Origin of the sequence: Alcanivorax sp. DG881 (genome assembly GCF_000155615.1) — a bacterium.
Taxonomy (GTDB): domain Bacteria; phylum Pseudomonadota; class Gammaproteobacteria; order Pseudomonadales; family Alcanivoracaceae; genus Alcanivorax.
The window spans coordinates 233,853-258,947 of the sequence record NZ_DS989915.1 but is presented as its reverse complement, the minus strand read 5'-3'; the positions used below and the strand labels follow the sequence as shown (position 1 = coordinate 258,947).

Annotated in this window: 24 protein-coding genes; 4 read left to right on the top strand and 20 right to left on the bottom strand. The window is 59.3% G+C overall.

The window, feature by feature from the left end; genetic code table 11:
- Positions 1-20: 20 nt before the first annotated feature.
- From ADG881_RS01120 to ADG881_RS01105, 4 genes are all read left to right on the top strand, one after another.
- A complete protein-coding gene (locus ADG881_RS01120) occupies positions 21-560 on the top strand; it encodes a biopolymer transporter ExbD (RefSeq protein WP_039925890.1) in 540 nt (179 codons plus the stop codon).
- Entirely contained in the window at positions 557-1,057 is a 501-nt protein-coding gene (locus ADG881_RS01115; RefSeq protein ID WP_007149995.1) for a biopolymer transporter ExbD, read from the top strand. Before ADG881_RS01120 ends, ADG881_RS01115 begins: the two co-directional genes overlap by 4 nt.
- Positions 1,054-2,043: a TonB family protein gene (locus ADG881_RS01110; RefSeq protein WP_007151258.1), complete on the top strand. Its 990-nt coding sequence runs from the start codon at positions 1,054-1,056 to the stop codon at positions 2,041-2,043. Before ADG881_RS01115 ends, ADG881_RS01110 begins: the two co-directional genes overlap by 4 nt.
- Positions 2,044-2,358: 315 nt before the next feature.
- On the top strand, positions 2,359-3,339 hold the full coding sequence (locus ADG881_RS01105; RefSeq protein ID WP_007148336.1) for an IS110 family transposase: 981 nt from the start codon (positions 2,359-2,361) through the stop codon (positions 3,337-3,339).
- Between the two features lie 87 nt (positions 3,340-3,426).
- Here the strand turns inward: ADG881_RS01105 and ADG881_RS01100 are convergent, their stop codons facing one another.
- From ADG881_RS01100 to ADG881_RS01005, 20 genes are all read right to left on the bottom strand, one after another.
- A complete protein-coding gene (locus tag ADG881_RS01100; protein ID WP_007151571.1) occupies positions 3,427-3,861 on the bottom strand; it encodes a thioesterase family protein in 435 nt (144 codons plus the stop codon).
- 78 nt (positions 3,862-3,939) lie between these two features.
- Positions 3,940-5,097, bottom strand: a complete 1,158-nt coding sequence (locus ADG881_RS01095) for an iron-containing alcohol dehydrogenase (protein ID WP_007148456.1) — start codon at positions 5,095-5,097, stop codon at positions 3,940-3,942.
- A gap of 157 nt (positions 5,098-5,254) precedes the next feature.
- A complete protein-coding gene (locus ADG881_RS01090; RefSeq protein ID WP_007149416.1) occupies positions 5,255-6,853 on the bottom strand; it encodes an FAD-dependent oxidoreductase in 1,599 nt (532 codons plus the stop codon).
- 15 nt (positions 6,854-6,868) lie between these two features.
- Positions 6,869-7,465, bottom strand: a complete 597-nt coding sequence (locus ADG881_RS01085) for a hypothetical protein (protein ID WP_007150876.1) — start codon at positions 7,463-7,465, stop codon at positions 6,869-6,871.
- A 207-nt stretch (positions 7,466-7,672) separates the two neighbouring features.
- Positions 7,673-9,253 (bottom strand): GMC family oxidoreductase, encoded by a 1,581-nt coding sequence (locus ADG881_RS01080; RefSeq protein WP_007151574.1) that lies wholly within the window; start codon positions 9,251-9,253, stop codon positions 7,673-7,675.
- Positions 9,250-9,891, bottom strand: a complete 642-nt coding sequence (locus tag ADG881_RS01075) for a hypothetical protein (protein WP_007150737.1) — start codon at positions 9,889-9,891, stop codon at positions 9,250-9,252. Before ADG881_RS01075 ends, ADG881_RS01080 begins: the two co-directional genes overlap by 4 nt.
- A gap of 132 nt (positions 9,892-10,023) precedes the next feature.
- Complete coding sequence (locus tag ADG881_RS01070; RefSeq protein ID WP_007149275.1) at positions 10,024-10,938, bottom strand: cation diffusion facilitator family transporter; 915 nt, start codon at positions 10,936-10,938, stop codon at positions 10,024-10,026.
- Positions 10,939-10,983: 45 nt separating this feature from the next.
- On the bottom strand, positions 10,984-11,742 hold the full coding sequence (locus tag ADG881_RS01065; RefSeq protein ID WP_230457778.1) for a peptidoglycan DD-metalloendopeptidase family protein: 759 nt from the start codon (positions 11,740-11,742) through the stop codon (positions 10,984-10,986).
- Between the two features lie 130 nt (positions 11,743-11,872).
- Complete coding sequence (locus ADG881_RS01060; RefSeq protein ID WP_007148937.1) at positions 11,873-12,787, bottom strand: DUF368 domain-containing protein; 915 nt, start codon at positions 12,785-12,787, stop codon at positions 11,873-11,875.
- 260 nt (positions 12,788-13,047) lie between these two features.
- The gene (locus ADG881_RS01055) at positions 13,048-13,710 is read right to left on the bottom strand and encodes a protein-L-isoaspartate(D-aspartate) O-methyltransferase (protein WP_007149852.1); all 663 of its coding nucleotides are present in this window, start codon (positions 13,708-13,710) and stop codon (positions 13,048-13,050) included.
- A 25-nt stretch (positions 13,711-13,735) separates the two neighbouring features.
- Complete coding sequence (gene truD / locus ADG881_RS01050) at positions 13,736-14,791, bottom strand: tRNA pseudouridine(13) synthase TruD (protein WP_232211661.1); 1,056 nt, start codon at positions 14,789-14,791, stop codon at positions 13,736-13,738.
- Positions 14,788-15,270 (bottom strand): 2-C-methyl-D-erythritol 2,4-cyclodiphosphate synthase, encoded by a 483-nt coding sequence (gene ispF / locus ADG881_RS01045; RefSeq protein ID WP_039925884.1) that lies wholly within the window; start codon positions 15,268-15,270, stop codon positions 14,788-14,790. Before ispF ends, truD begins: the two co-directional genes overlap by 4 nt.
- Entirely contained in the window at positions 15,264-15,986 is a 723-nt protein-coding gene (gene ispD, locus ADG881_RS01040) for a 2-C-methyl-D-erythritol 4-phosphate cytidylyltransferase (RefSeq protein ID WP_007151431.1), read from the bottom strand. Before ispD ends, ispF begins: the two co-directional genes overlap by 7 nt.
- Positions 15,983-16,351, bottom strand: a complete 369-nt coding sequence (locus ADG881_RS01035) for a septum formation initiator family protein (RefSeq protein WP_007148986.1) — start codon at positions 16,349-16,351, stop codon at positions 15,983-15,985. Before ADG881_RS01035 ends, ispD begins: the two co-directional genes overlap by 4 nt.
- A gap of 3 nt (positions 16,352-16,354) precedes the next feature.
- On the bottom strand, positions 16,355-17,647 hold the full coding sequence (eno, locus tag ADG881_RS01030) for a phosphopyruvate hydratase (protein WP_007150504.1): 1,293 nt from the start codon (positions 17,645-17,647) through the stop codon (positions 16,355-16,357).
- A 23-nt stretch (positions 17,648-17,670) separates the two neighbouring features.
- Positions 17,671-18,519 (bottom strand): 3-deoxy-8-phosphooctulonate synthase, encoded by an 849-nt coding sequence (kdsA, locus tag ADG881_RS01025; protein ID WP_007149276.1) that lies wholly within the window; start codon positions 18,517-18,519, stop codon positions 17,671-17,673.
- 4 nt (positions 18,520-18,523) lie between these two features.
- Entirely contained in the window at positions 18,524-20,161 is a 1,638-nt protein-coding gene (locus ADG881_RS01020; RefSeq protein WP_007151118.1) for a CTP synthase, read from the bottom strand.
- A gap of 385 nt (positions 20,162-20,546) precedes the next feature.
- On the bottom strand, positions 20,547-22,448 hold the full coding sequence (locus tag ADG881_RS01015) for an ATP-dependent DNA helicase RecQ (RefSeq protein ID WP_007149775.1): 1,902 nt from the start codon (positions 22,446-22,448) through the stop codon (positions 20,547-20,549).
- Between the two features lie 163 nt (positions 22,449-22,611).
- A complete protein-coding gene (gene tilS, locus ADG881_RS01010) occupies positions 22,612-23,913 on the bottom strand; it encodes a tRNA lysidine(34) synthetase TilS (RefSeq protein WP_007149998.1) in 1,302 nt (433 codons plus the stop codon).
- 2 nt (positions 23,914-23,915) lie between these two features.
- A complete protein-coding gene (locus tag ADG881_RS01005) occupies positions 23,916-24,887 on the bottom strand; it encodes an acetyl-CoA carboxylase carboxyltransferase subunit alpha (protein WP_007148665.1) in 972 nt (323 codons plus the stop codon).
- Positions 24,888-25,095: the final 208 nt, after the last annotated feature.

Sequence of the window (25,095 nt, the reverse complement as noted above, 5' to 3'; positions counted from 1 at the left end):
ACCTGGTGTAAGGATCTGGTATGCGTTTTCGCAGACGACGTTCGCACGACACCGAGGTGGAACTGAACATCACTGCCTTCCTGAATTTGATGGTAGTGCTGATTCCTTTTCTGCTGATCAACGCGGTCTTCGCGCAGGTATCCATCCTGCAACTCGACCTGCCCGCGGTGAATGACAGCAGCACCCCCTCGGAAGACGACGAAAAAGACAAGCTGGTGCTTGAAGTGCTGATTTACGGCAACCGCTACGAAGTGGTCGACCGCAATACCAGCGCGGTACTCAAGATTGTGAAAAACGATGGCGAGAAGCCCAATAGCACCGGCCTGCACGATTACCTTGTGCAGGTAAAAGAAAAGTTTCCCCAGGAAACCGCCATTACCTTGCTGTGTGAGGATGACACCCCCTACGAGGTGATGATCCAGACCATGGACGCCGTGCGTCTGTACAACAGCGAGGTCAACGGCCAAACCATCAAGAAAGAGTTGTTCCCGAGCATCAGCATCGGTTCAGCGCCCAAGGATCAAAGTGGCAATAACGCCGGCAAGGGAGGTGATGCATGAAGAAGTCATCCCGCGCCCGCCGTATGGCCCGGCACCACGGCAAGCACAAGGCCGTTGCCACACTGAACCTGACGTCCCTGATGGACATTTTCACCATCCTGCTGATCTTTCTGCTGGTGAATAACAACAATGCGGCCAAGTTGCCGGACAATCAGGATATCCAGTTACCGGAATCCATTGCCCAGGAGCTGCCCACCGAGGTGCTGACCATTCAGGTAAGCCCCGTGGACATCATTGTTGAAGGGCAAAAAATCGCCGATACCGAAACAGTCAGAAATCAGGAAGAGCGTACCGTGGCGGCGCTGGTGGAAGAATTGAATTTCCGCGCTTCGCAAGGGCTGGCGATCAGTCCGGACGAAGACCGGGAAATAATGATTCTTGCCGACCGCTCGGTACCCTACTCGGTGATCAAGAAGTTGATGCGTAGCTGTATGGAAACCCCATACACACAAGTCGCCTTCGCTGTGCTGAAAGTCGCAGAGGAGGAGGAAGAATGACGCAGAAAAACAATAACAAGCTGCGCATCCTGATTGACGGCTCGCTACCTTGGGATAAACAGGAGGGGGAAGATCGACGCCTCTACGGCATCGTTATCGTTCTGCTGATTCTCTCTTTGCTGATCATGATCATGGTGAACGCGGTGACCATCGAGAAACCGGACCGCCGTGAACAGCAGAAGATTCCGGAACGCCTTGCGCAACTGGTCATGGAAAAGAAAAAAGAACCACCACCGCCTGAGCCCGAACCGGAACCCGAGCCAGAAGAGAAAAAGGAAGAACCCAAGAAAGAGGATCCCAAACCGGAGCCCAAGCCTGAGCCGAAACCCGAGCCCAAGCCCAAACCGGTACCGGAACCTCAGGAGCGCCAGCAGGCCCGTGAAAAAGCACAGGCAAAACTGGAAGAGGACCTGGGTGACTCCCTGGCCGGGCTGGACGATATCGGCCCATTGGTGAACTCTGGCAGCGACCTGCGAACCGGTGGCAGCACCACCGCCAAGGCAGAGCGTGACCTGATCGGCACCCGTGCCGGCAGCGGTTCCGGGGGCGTGGCAGTAGCACGGGCCTCAAGCGGCGGCGGTGGCGGCGGCACCTTATCTGCCGGCACCGTGGGCAGTGGCGGCAAGCAGGTGGACAGCAAGATCGCCCAGGCCGGTGAAGCAGCCAGCACCTCGCGCAAAGGCAGCGATGGCAAGAGTCGTCGCACCCAGGAACAGTTACGCCGCGTATTCGACCGCTATGCTGGCAAGTTCAACAGCCAGTACCAGCGCGCACTGCGCAGCAACCCTGCCCTGCAAGGCACTGTGGTTCTGGCTTTGACCATCGCCCCCAGTGGCGACGTGCTGGACGTGAAGATCAAGTCCAGCCAGCTGGGTGACGACAAGCTTGAACGGCGGATCCTGTTGGTGGCCCGAAAAATGAACTTTGGCGCCATGAATGTGGAAACCTGGAAAGGCGATTACAAGCTGAACTTTTTTCCTAACTAAAACCAAGCCGCGGCACGCACTACGCCGCATGCAACACGAAAAAGGCGGAAATGGGCTAGCCCCCATTTCCGCCTTTTTTCTATCATTAGCCGTGTAGCGTGTTGTCGGCTTACGGCTACGCCTAAGTCGACCTTGTGTCTCTCCGGCGGAAGGATTTGCTACCCTTTCGCCACTGTTGGCGGGCAACCCGTATTCGACCTGAGGCCCTGAGCCTGTGATGTAGATAGGTCCCGCCAGCATTTCTCTCAAAACTTGAACGATATCCGAGCCCGCCGTTGACCGGATGAGGCTGCACGAACAAGGAGAAGTGGAGAGATGGCTACCATCGGTATTGATGTCAGTAAGAAAAAGCTCGATCTATGCTGGTTGCGTGATGCTCAGGCCGGCAAGGTAAAAACCCGGGTATTTCCCAATGCCCACGATCATTATCCCGCGCTGCTGTCATGGTTGCTCAAACAAATCGACGCGTCCCCCGGCGAGCTTCAGGTGTATCTGGAAGCGACCGGCATCTATCACGAACCCCTGGCGTACTGGCTGCACCAATCTGGCGTGACGGTCTACGTGCTGAACCCTGCCCGCGTGAGCTACTACGCCCGCTCCCTGGGCGATCAAGGCAAGAGTGACAAGAAAGACAGCAAACGGATTGTGCATTTTGCGCAGGCGAACCCTGAGCTGACGCCTTGGCAGCCTGAGCCAGAGGAAGTGCGGACCCTCAAGCAGCTGGCCAAACGTCTGGAGACGGTACAGAAGGACATTCAGCGCGAACAGAATCGGTTAGAAAAGGCGCAGTTCAACCGTGACACGCAAGCAGAACACTCGATTACGCATGTGCTGGCATTGCTGCGACGGGAGGCCAAAAGGCTGATCAAGGAAGTGGATGATCATATTGATCGCCATGACGGCCTTAAGCGCGACAGGCGCTTGCTGGAAAGCATTCCGGGGATCGGCGAGGTGCTGTCGGTGCATTTACTGGTGACGCTGCGATCAAGGCGCTTCAAAAGCGGCCGACAAGTGGCCGCCTTCATGGGTCTAGTGCCGGTGGAGTGGACCTCGGGCAGTTCGGTCAGGCACGCACCGCGGCTCTCGAAAAATGGAGATCCAGCCTTGCGGCAGAAGTTGTATATGGGTGCCGTTGTGGCGATGCGGCATAACCCCAGCATCCGGCGGCAATATCAACGGCTGTGTGCTGCAGGCAAACGAAAGATGTCAGCGCTGGGCGCGGCGATGAGAAAACTGGTGCACATTGCTTATGGCGTGCTCGCACACCAGAAAGAATATGAACCACAACCCACTTGAGAGGGGTTGTGGCTCATTGGGAGAGACGGTATCTACATAATGAGCAAGCTGTTACTGAGTATCGCCCTTTCTGACAACGATCACGCACTATTGTGCCAGCCGCGCTAACGCTTCGCGCAGGGCATCAGGAATGGCTACAGGCCGCCCTGTTGCTCGATTCACGAACACGTGTACCACAAAGCCGGTGGCCTTCGCCGGGCCTTCACTGCCAAACAGTGCCAATCCATAGCGCACAGAACTGTTTCCGAGCTTGTCCACCTTCATCCCCACCACCAATGATTCCGGATAGGCTGCCGCTTCCAGATAGTCACAACCGGAGCTGACCACATAGGCGATGTGCTCGCCATCATGGATATCCAGTCCGCCTTCGTCGACCAGGTAGCGGTTGATGGTGGAATCAAAATAGCTGTAATACACCACGTTGTTGATGTGGCCGTAGATATCGTTATCGCTCCAGCGACTATCCACCGGGCAAAGGTAGCCGTACTCCTCACGCTGAGGGCGGCTCGGTTTATCACTCATTCGTACTCATCCCAGGAAGGCAACACGCCGAATACCAGCGCGTGTTGCATGCTGCGTATCGCGTGCTGCGTCTCTTGATCAATACACTGCCTTGTAAATATTCAGGGCATCCGCCTCTGTCACTTCACGGGGGTTATTCACCAGTAGCCGTTGCTGCAGCATGGCATCCGAGGCCAGGGTTTCCAGGCTGTCTTCGGTGACCCCGGCATCGCGCAGGCGTACCGGCAGGCCCACCTCACGGATCAGCGACTCCAGCGTCGCAACCAATACTCCCGCGCCATCTTCATGGTCAGCAAAGGGACGGTCACTGAGAATCGGCGCCAGTTCAGCATAGAGCGGCGCCGCCTTGGGTAAATTGAAACGCAGCACTTCCGGCAACACCAGAGAGTTGCTCAAGCCATGGGGGATGTGAAAATGCCCTCCCAGAGGGTAAGCCAGCGCGTGCACTGCCGCTACCGGGGCATTGGCAAAGGCTTGCCCCGCCATCATTGCACCCAGCAGGCAAGCTTCCCGGGCAACCAGATTACTGCCCTCCTTCACTGCCGTAGCCAGATTGCCCCCCAGCAGGCGCAGCGCTTCACGGGCCAGCATGTCGGAGTACGGGTTTTTCTTGTGCGCACTGGTATACGCCTCGATGGCATGCACCATGGCATCCACGCCGGTTGCGGCCGTCACGTGAGGCGGCAGCCCCAGGGTCAGCTCGGCGTCCAGCACAGCCAGATCCGGCAACAACGACGGCGCCACAACGCCCGCCTTGGTGGTCGCACCGGTGGTCACGATTGCCACCGGCGTCACTTCAGAGCCGGTACCAGCAGTCGTCGGCACCTGCACCAACGGCAGTCGCGGCCCCGTTGCCAGGCCAACGCCGTAGATATCGGACAATTGCTGGCTGGCCTTGGGGTGTGACAGCAAAGCGACCAACTTGGCCACATCCATGGACGAGCCACCGCCAAAACCGATCACCAGGTCCGCCCCGGCGTCCCTGGCACTGGCTGCTGCCTCCAGCACCACCGAGTCTGCAGGGTCCGCAGTCACCTGGTCGAAAAGCGTCAACGGCATGTTGGCGCTGCGAAAGCTCTCTTCCACCGGCCCCAGCAAGGGGGTGCTGCGAATCCCCGGATCGGTAACCAGCATGACCCGGGTTGCGCCCAGCTGCTGGCACAGTTCAGGCAAACGGGTTGCGGCACCCGCTTCCACCAACACACGGTGCGTGGTGGCAAATTCAAACCCCACCATGGTGTCTCTCCATCGAAATTTGGAATGTGATTTTATGCTAGCACAGCTGACCATGGGCATAGGTGCCAATCCCCACGGATTTAACGCCAAAAGTGTATCTGTTTATCAATAAAAAACGCGCCCGAAGGCGCGTTCTGTGTCGTCCTGATGGGCCCGATCAGCCAATAAAATAACTGCTCGCCTTGGCATTGATCTGGTCACTGACATACTTGGCCAGCGCCTGCACCGTCCACTGGGGCGGCGCGCTCATCGGCTCGGGGATCAGGCTGGCATCCGCCACGAACAGCCCCGCAGTGCCATGGACTTCGCCATTGGGCGCCACCACGGAGTCATAGCTGTCGGCGCCCATACGGCATGTGCCGTGGGGGCTGAAACTGTTGGAACGAAAGGTGTACATGCCCTTGATGCCATAATCCACTTGCGCCAGTTTTTCATCCAGGCTGAATACCGAGTCCACTTCCAGACTCTGGAAGGTCGGCATGAACACTTTCTCGGCGCCACCGGAAAAGAAGATTCGTGCGGCCAGCGCCGCCGATGCCTTCATGTTCTCAAATTCTTCCCGATTGGGGTTCCAGTGAATGGTCTTACCGCCGGTATAGGCGTCGCCATCCCACTGCACATACCCCCGGCCCAGATCGGTGCTGAAAGCGTTCACTCCAGCGTAGTATTTGTAGTCCTTCATGAAATCGATATGCGCCTTGCCGGCCTTCATATCGCCTTGCGCCATGAGGGACTCCGGCTCAGCCAGCCCCGAGAAAATGGTGTAGCCGTCCGTGCGGGTAAACTCATCCACCTGCACCCCGACCAGGGCACCACGGAACCCGTACAGCGGCTCCTTGAATTTCCCCATCACCTGGGTGAACGGCTGGATGGACAAGTTACGGCCCAGTTGCCCGCTGCGGTCTGCAATTTCACTGCGCTGCATGATCAGCGGGCTGTGAATGGCCCCCGCTGCCAACACCACCAAATCCGCATCCACCTGCATGTCTGCCACATGGGCACCGCTGTCCGGGTCGGTCACGCGGGCTTCCACCCCGCTAGCCCGGCCGTTTCGGGTGCGCACTTTTACCACTTCCGTATCCGAGAAAATCCGTGCGCCATGCGCCGCCGCCCAGGGCAGATGGGTTACCAGGGAACTCATTTTCCGATCCGACGGGCACCCCGCCAGACAATGCCCGGTAAGCGCGCATTGCTTCACATTGCGCTGCGCCGGCTTCCAGGAGAACTGCATTTTCTCGCAGCCCTGAATCACCTTGTGGGCGCAGGCATTGATTTCGTGGGCTTCGTTGATGTGAATCTGTAGCTGGTCGGCCACGGTATCCAGATAAGGGCGAAATTTTTCCGCAGACAAATTATCCAGCCCGTACTTGGCAGCCCAGCCATCAAGCACGTCATCGCCGGGCTCTTCCATCACGCAGGCACCAATCACCGTGGATCCCCCCACGCAGGCACCCTGCACAAAAATGATATCCGCGGTAGTGTTCACCTGGCCTACCTGATCCTGATAAATCTTGGTCATGGTATCGCCAAGGTGCTCGGTAAAGGCCGAGCTGGGATAGTACCGCCCGGATTCCAGCACCAGCACATCCCGCCCGGCCTTGGCCATTTCATAGGCCACCATGGCACCGGCGGCTCCGGAGCCCACCACCACCACATCGGTTTTCAGTGTGAATCGCTTACCCAGGCTGGCATCCAGTGCCACGTCTTTTGCCTGGGTGACAGGAACCCCGTCCCGGGCTACTCGTACAAACGCCATTATTATTCTCCGCCCTTACGCCCGTGGTAACGGGGCATTCCCCAATCGTCGTACACCCCACAACTCCGTCACCGGCCCGTGATATTCCAGACCCGGCCAGGTGCGCTCGTCACGCCAGTAGTTCAATGCCACCAACGCTTTCAGGGTGGTCATCAGCCCGCGTTCAAAGAACGAGCCTTCCTGCATGGCATCCACATAAGCCAGTGCCTTGTCATCAGGCAAACGGGTAAAACGGCTGAATTTGAAACTGACCATGGGTCGGTTGTTGAACACCCAGATTCCCAGCCCCAGCAATTCGCGGGTCTGCGGCGGCATTCGCTGGGCCATGGCATCCACGTTTTTTATGGTGGGTACGACATCCGTACTGGAGGGCAACCCATAACGATCAGCGGGGATCATCACCTCGGTCAGGCGGGTGATCACCTCGACTTCGTCGTCATTGAGGCTGTGATATTCGAGGGTTTCCGGTGCCTCACGGCGGCCGAACAGACTGGAACAGCCCGTGGTGAAGGCGGCACCCGCCAGCACACTGGTGCGCAGGAATCCGCGGCGGCTCAGTGGCTCTAGGCCACCCAGAAAGCCGGGCAGCGGCGCACGGTTATTATTCTTCATTCAGACCCTCTCCTGGGCAGGCCTGTTTTTCGTTCAGGCCCTTGTTGTTATTGGTGGAGCGGTATTTGCCATCGTTATTATTCCTTGAGTCTATAACAAACCGTTACAAACGCCAAAGCCCCCGGCGCAACCGGGGGTGGGCGTTATGATCAAGCGGGACGACGTGATTACGGAGGGCTGGGCTGCGGGCATCCCTGCCCGCTGCTTTCACGCTATTTGCCGGGCAATTCGGGTAGCCAGCGCATACACCGTGATCTGCGGATTGACGATAATGGAGGTGGGCAGCAGGCTGGCGTCAGCCACGTACAGCCCGGGAACATCGTGGCTCTGGCCATCGCTGCCTACCACACTCTGGTCCGGGTCTGCCCCCATTCGGCATGTGCCTTGGGGGTGGTAACTGACCATACGCAGGTGCTGCGGCAGGTTTTCCAGCGTATCGACCATGACATCGATATCCGCCTCACTGCGAATCACCCGGTTATCGCTGGCCGGCACATAGACTTCTTCAGCGCCCGACGCCAGATGCAGACGCGCAGCCGCTTTCAGCGCTCGCTGCATGGAGGGAAAATCCATATCGCTGAGCTGGTAGTTGATCTTCTTGCGCTCGCCGTCCCACTCAATGGTGCCCACATTGTGGTCGTGGATCAGCGTGACCAACCCGCCCAGGTACTTGGCATCGGCCATGTAATCCATGAACGGTTTGCCGGTGCCCGGTTCCGCCGCCATGGTCAGCTCCACCAGCCCGGCGCCGCCGTCTTCCAGCACGAAACCGCCTTTATCAGGATGCATAAACTCGTCCACATACACACCGAGCATGGCGCCACGCCAGGGATAAACCGGCTCTGGATAGCGGGCGGGAACATACAATGACGGGTGACAGGCGAAGTTCTTTCCCACCTGTCCGGACCGGTTACCCAGTCCGCTTTTCAGCAGCAGCAGCGGGGTCTGCACCGCCCCTGCTGCGACAATCACCCGGGGCGCGGTGACGGTCATGCGCGCTGCAACAGAGCCATCGCGGTGGGTTACCGTTGCCTCCACACCACTGGCCTTGCCGTTTTCGGTGAGAATGTTCTCCACGCGGGTATCCGCATAAATCTGCGCCCCGTGGGCCGCAGCCCAGGGCAAATAGGTCACCAGCATGGATTGCTTGCGTTCGGTCTTGCAGCCAGACAGGCAGTGCCCGGTCAGGCCGCACTGGCGGATATTGCGCTGCAACGGTTTCACCGACCAACCCAGGCGGTTGGCACCGGCGCGGATCAGGCGCCCGTGACGGGGAATCTCATGCTCACCGTTTTCATGGACGGCCAGGTTCTTTTCCACTTCGTCGAAATAGGGTGTCAGCTCCGCCGTGGTCAGGTCATCGAGACCAAAATCCCGCTGCCAGTCCTGCAGGATGAAATCCGGCGTACGGAAACACACACAACCATTGACCACCGTGGAGCCCCCCACACAGGCGCCCTGCAGCACCAACAAATCGCCGCTGCTGTTGGTCTGGCCGCCATGGTCTTGATACAGGGTGTCCAGGCTGTCAGTGAACCGTTCGGTGAAGTCCTTTGAGGGCACATAGGCGCCAGCTTCCAGAACCACAACCTTGAAACCCCGCCGGGCCAGCTCATAGGCACTGACCGCCCCGCCCGCTCCGGAGCCGACGATCACCACATCCGCCTCAATTGTCAGCCGCTCGCCCTCGGGCTGCTTGCCCGTCAAATCACTGGCCTGGTGCACCGCAAGGCCTGAGGCCTGCCAACCTGCCGTATTGTCCGCTGTTGTTGCGATTGTGTCGTTCATGCCTGCCCCTCCGGCTGGTTGGCGCGCATCGCATCATCGGCCGGTAACGGCGCATTGCCGAGATAGGCAAGCCCCCACTTGTCGCTGACCGGGCCATCAAAACCGGTCGGCGCCCAGGTTGCCGGCTCCTGCCAGTAAGCGCTGTAGGTCAGTTGCTTGATCACTGTGGCCAGGGTGCGCTGAATCACGCTGGCGCGCCCCCAACTGTCAAAATAAACGCGCGCATCCGCGTCGGATAGATCCACAAAACGACGGCCGTGACTGAGCACCGCCGCGTTGTCGAACAAGCCCAGCCCCGTCCCCATTTCCTTGCGCGTGGCCGGGTCCAGGTTATTCAGCAGTGCCTGCACATTACGCACCACCGGCACCTGGTCACTGGGGGTCAGCGCGGTGCCTTCCACCGGCAACAACACCTGGCGGGCACGATCAAAAAGGTGATATTCCGCAGCAGAAAGCCCGGTGGCCCACTCCGGCGCAGGCTGGTTGTCCAGCGGGGAGCGGCGCAGAAAGGCAAAACCGCCGGCGGCCACGGCAGCCACACCTGCGGAACCCAGCAGGCTCCATTTCAGAAAGCGCCGTCGGGCCATGCCCTGCTGCCAGATTGCCGCCACGTTGGGGGCGGAATGGGGGCTTTTCATGGTCTGTCCTCAACACAAACAAGTCAGTGATGAAGCTACTGAAAAGCCCTTATGAAAACAATGTGTTTACCTGCACAGCCCGGTTTGACCGCACAGTACAGCCCAGCATTGGCGCGGGGTTGGGAGGAGCCGTCAGGTTGGAGGTCGATCGTCGAGGGTGACTTTTGGCCCAACGGCCACCGGGTCCTGGTGGATAATCACATCCGCCATGGGAAACGCCTCCTGGATACGCGTTTCAATCCGGGTGGCCAGATCGTGGGCCTGCAGTAGGGTTAGGTTCTGATCCATATCCACATGCAGCTGGATAAACTGGGTGCGCCCGGACTGGCGGGTACGCAGATCATGGAACCCCAGCGCCTGCGGATGATCCGCCACAATCGCGGTAATCACTTCCCTCACCTCGCCGGGGATCTCCCGGTCCAGCAACAGCTGCGCAGATTCATAGGCAATATGCCAGGCGCTGAACAGAATGAAGACCGCAATCACCAGGCCCACCACGCCGTCCAGCCACAAATAGCCAAACTGGCTGACCACCAGCACGACGATGATTCCCACATTGACCGCCAGGTCCGACAGGTAGTGCAGCGAGTCAGCCTCAATGGCAGTGGAGCCGGTTTCCCGGACCACATACTTCTGGATCAACAACAAACCGAATGTCAGCACGATGGAAAACAGCATCACCGCCACGCCCGCACCGTTCTCGCTGATGGGCTGCGGGTCCATCAGCTTGGTCACGGACTGGTGAATCAGGAACACCGAAGAACCGGCAATAAAAACCGCCTGCCCCAGCCCGGCCAGCGCTTCAGCCTTGCCATGGCCGAAGCGGTGTTCTTCATCCGCGGGCACCAGAGAATAGCGAATAGCGAAAAAGTTGATCAGCGAGGCAATGGAATCCATCACCGAATCCACCAGCGAGGCCAGCAGGCTGACAGACCCGGTCATCAGCCAGGCAATGGCTTTTGCCGCAATCAGAATCAGCGCCGTCAACACGGAGGCCAGCCCTGCCACAAGCAGCAGGCGATGTTCACGGCGATCATCACGACGCATATAAGTGTTCCGTCCAGTCAGTTAAGTCAAAGCGGCGCCGGGAAATCAGCGTTTGGGCAAATAGCCCATGGGGTCGACGGGCTTGCCGTCTTTACGGATTTCAAAATGCAGCTGAGTGCGGAAAGTGCCACTGGCCCCCATGGTGGCAACCTGTTGACCGCCCTTCACCGTATCCCCTTCCTTGACCATCATCTTATCATTATGGGCATAGGCGCTTAACCAGCGTTCGCTGTGCTTGATAATCAGCAGATTACCGTAGCCTGTCAGGCCACTGCCCCGATAAACCACTCGCCCCGGGGCCGCCGCTACCACAGGGCTGTTCCGGCGCCCGGAAATGGCGATTCCCTTGCGCCCCTGGCTGGCATTGGAAAACGATTCCACCACCTGGCCGCTGGCAGGCCAGCGCCATTCCACCGGGCCTACCGGTACAGTCGGCCTGGATGAGGGTTTGGCGGCGGGTTTTGCCGCCGGAGCAGGCTTGGAAGCGGGTTTTGATGCCGCCGGTTTGCTGGCCGGTTTGGAAGAAGACGTGGCCGGCTTGCTGGCAACCGTCGGGCTGGAAGTCTTGATGCCCAGCGAGATACGCTGGCCGGGATAAATGGTGTACGGCGCCGGAATATTGTTGGCCCGGGCCAGCGCCCGAAAATCCCAACCATAACGCCAGGCAATGGAGTACAGGGTCTCCCCTTCACGCACATGGTGGGTGCCGGAGGTAACTTTGCGCGGCTTCGGTTCCTGGCCATAAATATCCACCACCGGCGCAAAGTTGCCGGCACTGCAGCCACTGACCAAAATCCAGACCATGAACGCTGCCAGTGTGCGCATCAGTGACTGTCGGTGCCTGTGTGAAGATCTACTGCCATCAACCACCCCGTTGCCAGGAAACCAGAATCCAGATTGCTCAGTAAGCGTAAACCGACCCCCAGGGCGCTACTCAGCCTTGCGGTGTCTGCGCAACATTATGCACCGGCGCCACCCGGTAAAGTAACCACACCAGCCCGGCCGCCACTGCCACCATGGTCAGAGCCAAAGGCAGCTGTGCGGACTGCTCGGTAATCGCAGCATACTGTGATGGCCACAACCAGGTGTCACCCAGGCCGTGCTCACCGCTCAATCGCCAGGGCCACAATTTCAGTAATGAACCCGCCATAAAGCCGGCCAGTAACGCCATGACCGTGTCATGGAAACGATGCAGCGTCCACTTGAGCACATGCACAAAACTCAGCAGCCCCACCGCGCATCCCGACAGAAATGCCAGCAGCAAGCCAAACTCAGCCTGCTTCACAGCTTCCAGCACAGGCTGGTACATGCCCAGTAAAAGAAGGATAAAACTGCCGGAAATGCCCGGCAGAATCATTGCGCAGATGGCCAGCATGCCACTGAAGAAAAACACCAACGCACCGCTACCGGCAGCCGACAGTGCCGGGGCCAGGCCGATGGCCACGGCCACGCCGGTGCCCAACAAAAAGGCACCTATCTGCACCGGGCCTCGCTGCTGCAAGGGTTTCAAGACCAGAAAAATGCTGGCGAGAATCAGGCCGCTGAAAAAGGCCCATACCGGCACCGGATGGCTATCCAGTAACCAGGTGATTAGCCGTGCCAGCACGGCAATGCTGGTGAAGATGCCGGCCAGCAAGGTGAACAGAAACGTGAGGTTGGCCTGCTGCCAGGCGGCAACGAATCCCTGCTGACGCCATACAGTGAGTAGTCTCGGGGTAATGCCGCCCAGGGTGTTGATCAGTTCTTCATAGATACCGGTGATCAGGGCCAGGGTGCCACCGGAGACGCCGGGCACCACATCAGCGGCTCCCATGGCCATGCCGCGAAAAAAAATACCGGGTCGAATCATGTTTACGCCTCATGCACCACGCTGCACGCAACAACGCGATTTCGGGATGAGTGTTTTTGCACGCTGGAGTACGCGCTTCTCTAATCAGCAGAACCATTTAGACCGGGAAGCAAGTTACCACTTTCACGTTGCAACACGAGCTTGGGATTGTCTTGCCCCACTACCGAATTTCGCCCTTCAAACTGTTGTGGTGCGCGGGCAGAGCTTATTCGCTAGAACCAATTCTGATCGCGCCTTGTAGCTTGTAGCTTGAAGCTGCCTTATCGCAGCACCCCACGCTGGAACGGTACGAAACGTACCGGGTCCAGGGTCTGGGTATGAAATTGATCACCCTCACGGTCGACCACGGTGAGAATCTGCTGGCGATCACCGCCAACCGGCATCACCAGGCGGCCGCCGTCTGCCAGTTGAGACAACAAATCGTCAGGAATATCCGCACGGGCGCACGCCGCGAGAATACCATCGAACGGCGCCTCTGCCTTCCAGCCAAAACCGCCATCCGCATGCTTGAGCTGCACCTTGGCCAGGCCCAGCTGCAACAGGCGTTTGCGGGCCTGATCCTGCAGGGGGCGAATGCGTTCCACCGAATACAGCTCATCACAAAATGGTGCCAACACCGAGGTTTGATAACCGCAACCGGTGCCAATTTCCAGCACCTTGCGCGGCTTCCCGTTGGCAATCAGCAGCTCGGTCATGCGGGCAACCACCCAGGGCTGGGAAATGGTTTGCCCATGACCGATCGGCAAGGCGGTATCATCATAGGCCTGATGCGCCAGGGCTTCTTCGATAAACAGGTGTCGTGGTGTATTGCGGATAGCGTCCAGTACGCGCTCGTCCTGAATACCGGCGTCACGCAGACGCTGCACTAACCGATCCCGGGTTCGCGCAGACGTCATGCCGATGCCGCTGAGTTGGATATCCATCTGTGTTCGTTTGCCTCAATGCGAGTCAATCAGCCGGTGAACTGATCAGCTCTGCCATTACTGTCGTGGCAAAAGCGCCTGTGGGTAGCGTAAACGCCAGCTCCAGGCAGTCTTCCCCTTCCCGTTCCGGGTCTGTATGCCAGACCCACTGCAAGTCCCGTACCGGCAGCCTTGTGCTACGGCGGGCTTCTTCTACCTTGATCTGGCGCAGGCCCTCAATCACCGGGGCGTGTGGCGCCAGTATCTGCTGCTCCAGTTTATTACAGGGGCCAGATGATGCCATGCCGGGCAGGCCGGGCAAAGGGGCGGTGGGGTGCACTTCCCCGCTGGCAACCCGTTCCACCGCGTCGCAATCGTCATCGGCCATAAATAATCCGCGGCTGCCTTCCGGTTGCAAAATATCGCCGGCCAGCACTCTGTTCCAGCAGTCGCGACGTACCCGTTCAGCCAATACCTGATTGAACAGATTGCTGCGCACGGCGGACAACCACATGCCCCGCAGCGCTTTCTTGCGTGGTGCTTCCCCGCCGAGCAACCATTCGGTGCCACGCACCAGATTCCCGGCCCCTCGACCAAAACGCTGCTCGCCGAAATAATTCGGAACGCCTTCCGCCATGATGGTGTGCAGCTGGGTCTCCAGTGCTTCCCGGTCGCCTTGGAAAGCCGTGACGCGCAACCGAAAGTCATTGGCGCGGTGGGTACCACGGTTGAGTTTGCGACGGTGACGACCGGCTTGCAGCACCGTCAGCCCTTCGGGCCAATCGAACTCCGGATCGTCCTTGCCCGGCAAATGCAGGCTGAACCATTGCCGGGTCACCGCGTGTTTATCTTTCAGGCCACTGTAGCCCACCGACAAGCGATGAACGCGGGCCTGCTTGGCAAGCAGCATGGCCACGTCTTCGGTATTCCAACCGGTTTTTTCAATTTCCAGCCAGAGGTGTTCACCCTGGCCTTCCGGTGTCACGTGCATTTGTTCTGCAACGTAAAAATCGTCTGGCCGGGCCTTCAATACGCCCTGACACACCGGACCACCGTGGGCGCAGGGCAAGCCTTGATGAGTCATTTCGGACACGGCACTCACAGGCTCTCCAGCAACACCACGGCCTGCACCGCTATGCCTTCCTTGCGACCGGTAAAGCCCAGTTTTTCCGTGGTCGTCGCCTTGACCGACACCTGCCCCGGATCGCACTGCAGCAATTCGGCGATGCGCTCACGCATGCCGGCAATGTGCGGCGCCAGCTTGGGTGCCTGACAGATCACCGTCAGGTCCGCGTTGCCCAGCCGCCATCCCGCATCCAGAATCGACCCATAAATGGCACTCAGCAACTGGCCGGAATCAGCACCTTGCCATTGTGGGTCGGTGTCCGGGAAATAGTGGCCAATGTCCCCCAGCGCCAAGGCGCCAAGCAAGGCATCGGATAATGCATGCAACGCCACATCGCCATCGGAATGCGCCTTGAGCCCGTGGCTGTGGGGAATGGCAATACCGCCAAGCATGACATGATCGCCCTCATCGAAGGCATGGACGTCAAACCCCTGACCAATACGCACGCTCACCACGGTTCTCCTTCGCTGCTGTCATCACCCTGCTGCCTGCTCAGATAAAAGCGGGCCAGTGGCAGATCGTCGGGGACGGTTATCTTGATATTGTCGCTGTGACCGGCGACCAGCCCAGGCTGCCACCCGTCACGCTCCATGGCAGAGGCTTCATCGGTAATGGTGGCCAGGTCACCCTGTAGTGCCGCCAGCAGCGCCTGCGCCGGGAACAGTTGAGGTGTCAGCGCCCGCCAGATATGCGCCCGGTCCAGCGTGGCCGCAATATGCTTTTGCTCTGCGGCCTGCTTGATGGTATCCACCACCGGCAAGGCGAGAATGGCACCCTGGGGGCCGGTCTGGTCCAGCAGACTCTGAATATCCGAGAGCCGGATCAGCGGGCGGGCCATATCGTGCACCAGCACCCAGGCGTCGGCACCACCTTCGTCCCGCACTGCCGCAACACCGTTGCGTACCGAATCAGCCCGGGTGTCGCCGCCGACCACCGTCTGGATGCGCGGGTGCCGGGATACCGCCAGCGTGGGCCACCAGGGGTCGTCAGCGGACACCGCCACCACCACTTTGTGGATCGGCGCGAACGAGAGCAATCGATTCAGGGTGTGTTCGGCCAGGGTTTGGCCGGCCAGGGAAAGATACTGCTTGGGAAAACCCGCGCCCATCCTGCTCCCCACCCCGGCAGCGGGAACCACGGCATACAGCGGGCCGGAAATAACAGGATTCACTCGGTGCCCCGGGGCTGTTCAAGAATCAGGAAAAACGTTTCCCCCTTGCGAACCATACCCAGGTCCTTGCGTGCGATTTCTTCCACGGCTTCCGTGCCCTGCTTCAGGTCATTCACATCGGCGGCCATCAGGCGATTGCGTTCTGCCAGCTTGGCATTGCTTTCCTTCAGCACGGCCACGTCCTTTTTCAGCGCGGCCACATGCCGAAGGCTGCCTTCACCAAACCACAACCGGACCTGCAGGCCCAAAAACAGCAGCGCCAGCAACGCCAAGGCGACTTGCCGGGCGGGTGACAGTTTCAGTGTCATCCGCTCGGCATTGCCCTTGCTGTTGCCGGCGCTGGATTTTGCCTTGGGGGCTGGCATCGCTTAGCCGAGCAGCTTGAACTCTTTACGGCCATGGTAAGCCGCACGGCCCAGTTCCTGCTCGATGCGAATCAAACGGTTGTACTTGGCAACACGGTCGGAGCGGCACAGGGAGCCGGTTTTGATCTGGCCCGCCGCCGTCGCCACGGCCAGATCAGCAATGGTGGTGTCCGCCGTTTCACCACTACGGTGGGAAATGACCGCAGTGTAACCGGCATCCTTGGCCATCTTGATGGCGTCCAGAGTCTCGGTGAGAGAGCCGATCTGGTTGAACTTGATCAGAATGGAGTTGGCCACGTTCTCGTCGATACCGCGCTGGAGAATCTTGGTGTTGGTCACAAACAGATCATCGCCTACCAACTGGATTTTCTTGCCCAGTTTTTCGGTGAGGATTTTCCAGCCATCCCAGTCGGATTCGTCCATGCCATCTTCAATGGAAATGATCGGATAACGGTCGCACAGCTCTGCCAGGTAATCCGCAAACTCTTCAGAGCTCATGCTGCGGCCTTCGCCAGCCAGCACATATTTGCCGTCTTTATAGAATTCGCTGGCCGCGCAATCCAGTGCCAGGGTCACATCATCACCGGCCTTGTAACCGGCAATCTCGATGGCTTCCATGATGGCTTCCAGTGCCGCTTCATTGCTGGGCAGGTTCGGCGCAAAGCCGCCCTCATCCCCAACCGCGGTGTTCAGGCCACGTTTCTTCAGCACCCCTTTCAACGCATGGAAGATTTCCGCCCCGTAGCGAATGGCTTCTGCCACAGTGGGCGCGCCCACCGGCTGGATCATGAACTCCTGAATATCCACGTTGTTATCCGCGTGTTCACCACCGTTGATGATGTTCATCATCGGCACGGGCAGGGAGTATTCGTTATCGTCGTCCTGCAGGTCGGAAATATACTCGTACAGGGGTTTACCCTGATCCACCGCCGCCGCCTTGGCCGCCGCCAGGGACACAGCCAGAATCGCATTAGCCCCCAGGTTCGCCTTGTTCTCGGTGCCATCGGCATCCAGCATGGCCTGGTCCAGCGCCTTCTGGTCGGAAGCGTCTTTGCCTACCAGCAATTCACGGATAGCGGAATTTACATTGCCTACCGCCTTGGTGACGCCTTTACCCAAATAACGGGACTTGTCACCGTCACGCAGTTCCAGCGCTTCGCGGGAACCGGTGGAGGCGCCGCTGGGCGCACAGGCACTGCCACTGGCACCGGATTCGAGAACCACATCGGCTTCGATGGTCGGGTTGCCACGGGAATCCAGAATTTCGCGGGCCTTGATATCAACGATCTTGGACATGTCGATCAATCTCCAAACTCTAATCAGTTATTTTCGAAGGCAGGCAGTGCCTTGACGGTATTATCCAGTGTTTGCATCTGTGCCAGGAATGGCTCCAGACGATCCAGTCTCAGGGCGCAGGGGCCATCGCATTTGGCATTATCCGGGTCCGGATGGGCTTCCAGGAACAGACCGGCAATTCCCTGACTGATCCCCGCGCGGCCCAATTCTGCAACCTGGGCACGACGGCCGTCGGCGCTATCGGCCCGGCCACCGGGTTTCTGCAAGGCGTGGGTCACGTCGAAAAACACCGGGTAGTTGAATTGCTTCATGATGCCGAAGCCGAGCATGTCCACCACCAGGTTGTTGTAACCAAAGCTGGAACCGCGCTCGCAAAGAATCAGCTGATCGTTACCGGCATCCTCACATTTGTGCAGAATGTGCGACATTTCGTGGGGCGCCAGAAACTGGGGCTTCTTGATATTGATGATGGCCCCGGTTTTTGCCATGGCCACCACCAGGTCCGTCTGCCGTGCCAGAAAGGCAGGCAGCTGGATGATATCCACCACTTCCGCCACTGGAGCCGCCTGGTAAGGCTCATGCACGTCGGTGATCACCGGGCAGTTGAAGGTTTTCTTCACTTCTTCAAAGATTTTCAGGCCTTCATCCAGGCCGGGCCCCCGGTAGGAGCTCAATGAAGACCGGTTTGCCTTGTCGAAACTGGCCTTGAATACCCAGGGCATGTTCAGCTTGCTGGTCACTTCCGCGTAGGCTTCCGCTACCTGCATGGCCATGTCCCGGGATTCCAGCACATTCATGCCGCCGAACAAGGCCATGGGCTTGTCGTTGGCGAATTCCAGCCCGTTCAGGGCAATGGTCTTCTGATTACTCACGGGATCACGCCTCCTTGTGGGCCTGCTGTTCCGCCAAAGCGGCTTCCACATAGCCTTTGAACAAACCGTGACCGTCACGGGGGGTGGAGGTGAATTCCGGGTGGAACTGGCAGGCCACAAACCACGGATGGTCGCCCACTTCGATCACTTCCACCAATTCACCGTCCACGGAACGGCCGACGATCTTCAAGCCTGCCGCTTCCAGCTGCGGCAGGTAGTTGTTGTTTACCTCATAGCGGTGGCGATGGCGCTCCACGATACGTGTGCTGCCATAGCACTGGGCCGCACGGCTGCCGTCTTCAAGCACACACTCCTGGCCACCCAGGCGCATGGTACCACCCAGGTCGGAGTCCGCAGAGCGCTGCTCTTTCTGACCATCTTCGGTGATCCATTCGGTGATCAGCCCCACCACCGGATCCGGCGTGTTCGGGTTCAGCTCTGAGGAATGGGCTTGTTCGATGCCTGCCACGTGACGGGCATATTCGATGACTGCCAGCTGCATGCCCAGACAGATGCCCAGATACGGCACCTTGTTCTCACGGGCATAACGGATCGCAGCGATCTTGCCTTCGGTTCCCCGGTCACCAAAACCACCGGGCACCAGAATGGCATCCAGGCTTTCCAGCACACCGGTGCCGTCACGCTCGATATCTTCCGCATCCAGATAGAGGATATTGACCTTGGCGCGGTTGCTGATACCCGCATGGATCAGCGCTTCATTGAGCGACTTGTAGGCATCGACCAGTTCGATGTACTTGCCCACCATACCGATGGTCACTTCGTTTTCCGGGTTCAGCTGTGCTTCGACCACACGATCCCATTCGCCAAGATCCGGTTCGGGCAGGTCCAGGCCAAATTTTTCCACCACGATGGCGTCCAGGCCCTGCTCGTGCATGCCACGGGGCACCTGGTAAATGGTCTTGCAGTCCGGGGAGGAAATCACCGCCCGGGCTTCCACATTGGTAAACAGGGCAATTTTTTCCCGGGCGCTCTGCGGAATCGGGTCATCCGCACGGCACACCAGAATATCCGGCTGCAAGCCGATGGAACGCAGCTCTTTCACGGAGTGCTGGGTCGGCTTGGTTTTGATTTCCCCGGCGGTGGCGATGTACGGCACCAGCGTCAGGTGCACCAGCAGGGACTGGCTGGAACCCAGCTCCACGCGCATCTGTCGGGCCGCTTCCAGGAAAGGCAGCGATTCGATATCGCCCGCAGTACCACCAATTTCCACGATGGCCACATCCGCATCGCCCGCCCCTTCGCGGATCTTCAGCTTGATCTCATCGGTGATATGGGGGATCACCTGGACGGTGGCGCCCAGGTATTCGCCGCGGCGCTCTTTATCCAGCACATGCTGATAGACACGGCCGGTGGTAAAGCTGTTGCGGCGGTTCAGGCGGGTGCGAATAAAACGCTCGTAATGACCCAGATCCAGGTCGGTTTCGGCGCCATCGTCGGTCACAAACACCTCACCGTGCTGGTAAGGGCTCATGGTGCCAGGATCCACATTAATGTAGGGATCCATTTTAATCAGGGTGACGTTGAGGCCGCGGGCTTCCAACAGAGTGGCCAGGGACGCGGAGGTAATCCCCTTCCCCAGAGACGACACCACACCGCCGGTGACAAAGATGAAACGAGACATGCACTCACCAGATCGCTAGTGGGTTGATAGCACCATCGTCAGTGTGTACCGGCCCCCATAAAAAAAACACCCTGCACGTTACAGACGGGCAAGGAGCTTTCGTGAATCGGGTTGGCCAGCTTCGCAAGAGACGATTGAACACCTGAAAATTCAGGAGCTTGCGCTACATCAGGACGGGAGAAAATGTTAACAGAAGCCGCCCCGCGCCTCAATCGGAATCGCTCCCGAGAGCGTAAAAAGGTGGTGATACCCACATCGGCTACGCCGAATTACGCACTGCCTGTTTAAATGGCTGGCCAAGCGACTGAGAGAGCAACAGGGTTCAGGGGCCGACTCACTTCTTGCGCCCCGCCGAGCGCAGGAGGCAGGAAGCCCGAGGCCAGCCTCAGGGCTTCTCGCATGCCGCCAGCACATCGGCAAAAGGCGAGTCGATCAGCGATGCAAACGCGGAATGCCGGCCAAGACGGGCACGGCTGGCTCGGGGGCTGCTGATACCACAAAGAAAGCGCGCCAGTTGCCGGGGCGTGGCCAGCGCCCCATGCCCTTCCTGTCTCACTGCCTGAATCACCGCCGCATCAGGTACACGGCGATGGCGTGCCGTCATGGGGCAATGTTCGCCCTTGCAATGACTGCACTGCCCACAGGGTTCAGGCAAGCGTTCGCCAAAATAGCTCACCAGGGCCTGCTGATAACAGCCCTTGCCCTCGGCCCAGTCACACACTTGCTGCAACCGCTGGATATCCCGTTGTTCGCGCACGCGAAACTGCTCTTCCATCCTAGCGGTCAACGCCTGAGGTTCCTGGGGGCGCTGCAACATCCGGTATCCCTGGCGCACCCCGGCCACACGCAGCTCAATCATTCCCTGTTGTTCCAGATAGCCCAGCGCCTTGAGGATGCGAAGCCGGTCAACCTGCAGCTCTGCGGCAGCATCAATGGGCTTCAGGGTTACCCAGATGCGCCCTTGTTTCCCGGTCGCGAAAACCCGCTGCAGGAAATCCGCCCGGTCGTCATTGAATTGACTGATCACGTCATCTTGGGACGTCCGGAAAGCCAGCTTGTACTCCGTATAAAATGGCGCCGTGGCGCGAACCACGCCTTCCAGCTCCAGATAGGTCAGCAGTGTATTGATCACCAGAGGACGAACATCGAATTGTCCGGACAACTCATGCACCGACAGGTCGAACTGCTCGGGCTGGGCCACCAGCCAGTCGATCAATCCGGCCAGCGACGTACTGTCCGGGGTGTCCCCGTAACTGAAATTCTCCAGTACGGTCAGATCGTCCGAACCGGCCAGCAATACACACTCGGAGGGTGCGCCATCCCGCCCTGCCCGGCCGATTTCCTGCATGTAGTTTTCCAGGGACTTGGGCAGGTTATAGTGATAAATAGCGCGAATATCGGCCTTGTCGATGCCCATGCCAAACGCGATGGTGGCAACGACAATATTCCCCTGCCCGGCCATGAAGGTTTCCTGTACCCGGTGGCGTTCGTCATCCTTGAGCCCCGCATGATATGCCTGTGCCGGCAGCCCCTGCGCCTGCAGGAACCCGGCTACCTGTTCGGCGGTTTTCTGCAGGGTGACATAAACAATGGCCGGCTCTGACGATCGGGACTGCAATGCCGCCAGCAATGCCTGATCCCGTTCGGAGGCATTGTGGGGCCGGATACTCAGCGCCAGATTGGGGCGGAAAAAGCCGGTCTGAACATGATCTTCCCGGGCAATGGAAAAACTGTCGCGGATCTGCTCTGCCACCTGGGGCGTGGCCGTCGCGGTCAGCGCCAACACCCTGCCCACATTGAGATCGCTGGCAAGCTGCGCCAGTTTCAGATAATCCGGGCGAAAGTTATGCCCCCACTCAGAAACACAGTGCGCTTCATCCACCGCCATCATGCTGATCGACAGCCGCTTCAAACGCGCCAGAAATCGCTCATTGGCCAGGCGCTCCGGCGCCACGTACAGCAGCTTGATACTGCCGTCATCCAGCCCCCGGTAGATACCCTGCAATTGCTCTGCATCCACGCTGGAATCCAGCCGCGCGGCAGCAATACCCAGCCGGTGAAGCTGATCCACCTGGTCTTTCATCAATGCAATCAGCGGCGACACCACCAGGGTCACACCACTGAACATCAACGCCGGCAATTGGTAACACAGGCTTTTACCGCCGCCAGTGGGAAACACCGCCAGCGCCGAACGCCCGGCCAGCAATGCGTCGATAACCGCCTGCTGCCCGGGGCGAAAGGCCTGAAGCTGAAAGGTCTGCTGCAAGTGTTGCTGAAGGGCCTGCATGGCACTCCCTTTTTCGGCTGTAGGGTTGAATACGCAAGGGGTTCGGGATCAGTCAGCGCAAGTCTGGCAGAGGCGGAATACTGAGACGAGCAGGTACGTCGTATTTTACTGTGCGCCAGAACGGACAGCCGCCCGGTGTCTGTAGCTCATGCGGGAGTGCTTGCTAGCGAGGAGCTTCGTTTGAAGGCAGCAAATACCAGCGCTCACTGTTGTCGCCCTCTTCACCATCGGCCAACCCCACCAGCGGCACACTCACCACCTCCCCATCACGGAGCAACAATGGCCACTGACGCCGCTGCCAGGGCGGCACGCCCGCCGCGCGCCAGAGTTCTTTGATCTGTTGATGCAATCCATTGCGGCGCACGACCAGAGAGCCGGACAATGCCCTGAGCTGCAGATTCCCCGGTGGACGAAGCACCCAAATATCCCCCTCAGCACCTTGCTTTGACCAATGCCAGTGGGGCAAGGCCGGCGGCGGCGCCCCTTCCGACCAGAGCACATCGCCCTGCCAGGGCTGAAAGGCCTCACGTGAAGCCAGATACAATGCCCCACGGTACAAGCGTGCCGCGAATCCACCCCACTCCACCCGCGCCTGGCTATCCCCCGCAGCCAGATGTAGCACCCGCAACTGTTCAAGCACCGCGGCACTGGGCGCGGTGGCCCGGTTTTGCTGTAACCACCAGCGCAGCACATTGCGCTGCCGCGCCAGGGACAAATCGGCCAAATCGGTCAGAGGAAAAGACGCCCCGGCCACGCCAAGGCTATCCGCATCCTGTACCGCGATTTCATTGAGCAGCTCACCGGCTTCCGCCATATGATCCGCCGCCCGGGCAAGCGTGCCATCGGCACCGGGCCAGCGATCGCGTAGTGCCGGAAAAATGGTGTGGCGTAGATAATTACGGCGCAGTGACTGATCCTGATTGCTGGGGTCTTCGCGCCAGTTCAGCGATAACGCCGCCCCCCAGCTCTCCAGCGTCTGCCGGCCAACCCCCAGCAACGGCCGCCAAAGGGGCACGCCTTGTTGCTCACTGTGCTCACGCATGGCCGATAGCCCCTGCACACCCGCTCCGCGCAGCAACCGGAACAACAGGGTTTCTGCCTGGTCATTGCGATGGTGTGCCATCACCAGCGTCGCGCCCTGGGCGCGGGCCAGTGGCAATAGCACACGATAACGGGCATCACGGGCACCGGCTTCCAGCCCGTTGGCCATGTCGACAGCCACCTTTTCGATGGCGAGCGGGATACCTTGCTGATCCGCCAGCGCCTGGCAAAAGCGTGCCCAGCCCTGGCTATCGGCCTGCAATTGATGGTCAATATGAACAGCGGAGAGGCGCGGGCCCAGACCCGCTTTGATCAGGAGGTGAAGCAACAGGCAGGAGTCCAGACCGCCACTGAGGGCCAGCAGCAGAGGCCCGTCGGGGGCCTGTTCAGCCAGCGACTGGCTGAACCCGGCAGCATCGGACATGGTTATTCGTCAGCGGGATCGCTGACCACGTTGCCGTAGCTCATCAGGCGCTCGTAACGGCGGTCGATCAGCGCATCCATTTCCATGGCGCGCAGCGATTCCAGCTGGGTTTCCAGCGCCTTGCGAACGGCATCCGCGGCCTGGTCGTGATCGCGGTGAGCGCCGCCCAGCGGCTCCTTGATCACCTGGTCCACGATGCCGAGCTCGTGCAGGCGGCCGGCGGTCAGGCCCATGGCTTCTGCCGCTTCCGGCGCCTTGTCGGCACTGCGCCAGAGAATCGAGGCGCAGCCTTCCGGGGAAATCACCGAATAGGTAGAGAATTCCAGCATCTGCAAATGATCGCAGACGCCGATGGCCAGTGCCCCACCGGAGCCGCCCTCGCCAATGACGGTGGCGATAATCGGCGTCTTCAGCTGGGACATGACACGCAGGTTGCGGGCGATGGCTTCCGACTGACCACGCTCTTCCGCATCAATACCCGGGAAGGCACCGGGAGTATCAATAAAGGTGAGTACCGGCAGCTTGAAGCGTTCGGCCATTTCCATCAGGCGCAACGCCTTGCGGTAGCCTTCCGGTTTCGGCATGCCGAAATTACGGCGCACCTTCTCTTTCACTTCGCGGCCTTTCTGGTGGCCAATCACCATTACTGGCTGGCCCGCCAGGCGCGTCATGCCGCCGATAATGGCCGGGTCGTCGGCAAAGGCACGGTCCCCATGCAGCTCATCGAAATCGGTAAAGATCCGCTTGATGTAGTCCAGCATGTAGGGGCGCTTGGGGTGCCGGGACAGCTGGGAAATTTGCCAGGAGCTGAGGCCGCGGAAGATGCTTTCGGTGAGCGTAATGCTTTTTTCCTGCAGCTTGGCCACTTCCTCGGAAATGTTCACCTCGCTGCCACTGCCCACCAAACGCAATTCCTCGATTTTCGCTTCCAGGTCGGCAATCGGTTGTTCAAATTCGAGGAAATTGGGATTCATATTCTGAGCCTGTTCAAGGTGTTATCAGCATGCGCCCGGACCAGAATGGCCGTTCCCTGGCGCCAATACGGCAGAAACGCTACGCCGGCGACCCCCGAACGCAACCTGCCCATAAAAGAATGCAACAAGTGTAGCCGCAACCCAATGACAACGTCGAGACATGGCCGACATGGCTAGGTTGCAAACTGTTTCAAAGGGAGACGCGGCA